Source organism: Streptomyces sp. NPDC058955, from assembly GCF_042741435.1.
Classification (GTDB): Bacteria; Actinomycetota; Actinomycetes; order Streptomycetales; family Streptomycetaceae; genus Streptomyces.
In genome coordinates this window covers 1-1,966 of record NZ_JBHYKM010000138.1, presented here as the reverse complement: position 1 = coordinate 1,966, position 1,966 = coordinate 1, and the positions used below count along the sequence as shown (strand labels likewise).

1 protein-coding gene is annotated in these 1,966 nt (G+C 76.1%); it reads right to left on the bottom strand.

Translation table 11 applies throughout. From position 1 onward, the window contains the following. Positions 1-103: 103 nt before the first annotated feature. Positions 104-1,831: a tetratricopeptide repeat protein gene (locus tag ACFW1I_RS33650; protein ID WP_384677147.1), complete on the bottom strand. Its 1,728-nt coding sequence runs from the start codon at positions 1,829-1,831 to the stop codon at positions 104-106. Positions 1,832-1,966: the final 135 nt, after the last annotated feature.

Below are 1,966 nucleotides of genomic sequence, written 5' to 3'. Positions count from 1 at the left end.
CTCACAACCCGCGCCTCACCCCCCCTCACTCACCCGTGTGGCCCCACCGGCCAAACCCCCCCTGCCCCACACCAGTGTGCTTTCGAACCTCATTCTGAAACGATCAGTGGTGGCCGGCGTCCGGGGCGCCGGGGATGGCGAGTTCCCGGTCGGCCTCCGCGAGGCGGGGGTGGCTCTGCTCGCCGAGGCCGCGGCGGGCCGCCTCCAGCATGGTGCGAGCCTCCGCCTCGCGACCGAGGCGGCGCAGCGCGATGGCCAGGTCGAGCCGGACGGGTTCACTCCAGGCGTCCATGCCGGACGACTCGAAGCTCTCCAGGGCGCGGCGCAGCAGCGGCTCGGCCTCCGTCCAGCGGCCCAGCACGCCGAGGTCCTGGCCGAGTTCGTGCAGGACGTAGGCCCGGAAGAGTTCCAGGACGCCCGCCGTCCGGCCGGGGACCCCGGCCAGGCAGAGCTCCTCGGTCCGCCGGTGGACGGTCAGGGCTTCCTCGGCCCGGCCCAGGAAGCGCAGTTGCCGGCCCAGGGTGTTGAGGGTGGACAGCTCCGCGAGGCGGGCCTGCGGGACCGGGTTCTCCCGGTGGCAGGCCGCGGCGTTCTCCAGCCAGGCCACCGCCTCCCCGGCGCGGCCGAGGCGGACCATGGCCCCCGCCCCGTAGCCGTATGCCCAGCCCACCTGGAGGAGGTCGTCCGCCTCGCGCGCCGCGGCCAGTGCCTCGCGGGCGGTGGCGAGCCCCTGGGCGGGGTCGTGCACGCACAGGTTGTACGACCAGGCCAGGTAGTTGAGGTGCGTGGCCTCCTCGCGACGGTCGCCCAGGGCACGGGCGGCCGCCACCGAGCGGCGGAACACCTCCGTCCACTGCTCCCAGTGCTGGACCCGGTCGGAGAACCAGTGCATGGCCTCCGCCGTGTCCAGGACCTCTCGGTGGTGTCCGGCCGCCTGTGCCCGGCGCAGGGCGTCCAGCCACTGGGCCCGCTCGGCCTCCAGCCAGTCGCGGGCCTCCTCGGGGCCGCGTGGCGCGGTCGCCGGTTCGGGGTCGCCGGCGGGCGCGCGCTCGGCGTCGAAGTGGAGGGCGGCGGCCGTGGCGCGGGCCAACGTCCAGTGCGTCGTCTCCTCCTGGCGGCGTGCCACCTCGGCGGGGTCGTCCTCGTCGAGGCACTCGGCGGCGAACAGGCGCAGCAGGTCGTGGAAGCGGTAGCGCTCGACGGCCGGGTCGGGCATCAGCAGCCCCCGGTCGGCCAGCTCCTCCGCGTACCGCTCCGCCCGGCCGGGCGGCATGCCCGCCAGGAGCGCCGCGGTGCGGGGGGAGAAGTCGGGCCCGGCTGCCAGGGTGGCGCGCCGCAGCAGCAGCCGCGCCGACGGGTCGAGCTGCCGGTAGGAGAGCGCGAAGGCGGCCCGCACCCGCAGGTCGCCGGCCTCCAGGGCGTCGAGGCGACGGCTCTCGTCGGCGAGCCGGGCCACAAGCCGGGCGAGGCGTTCATGCGGCCGGGCGGCCAGTTTCTGGGCGGCGATCCGGACCGCCAGCGGGAGCTGCCCGCAGAGTTCCGTCAGGTCGCGTGCCGCCTGGGCCTCCGCCGCCACCCGTGCCGGGCCGATGACCCGGGCCAGCAGGGCCACGGACTCCTCGCGGCGCAGCAGTCCGAGGGCGAGGCGGTGGGCGCCTTCGAGGCCGGTGAGGGCGTTGCGGCTGGTGACCAGGGTCAGCGAGCGGCCCTCGGTCGGCAGCAGCGGCCTGACCTGTGCCTCGTCGGCGGCGTCGTCGAGGAGGAGCAGCACTCGGCGCCGCGCGGTCACGGTGCGGAACAGATCGGAACGGGCCTCGGTGTCCGGTGGCAGCGCGTCCCCCGTGATGCCGCAGGCGCGCAGCAGCGAGCCGAGGACCTCGCGCGGTTCGGCCGGTTCCGCACCGTGGCCCCGCAGGTCGACGGTGAACCGGCCGTCGGGGGTGTGGTCGGCGCGTTAGGGTGCCGC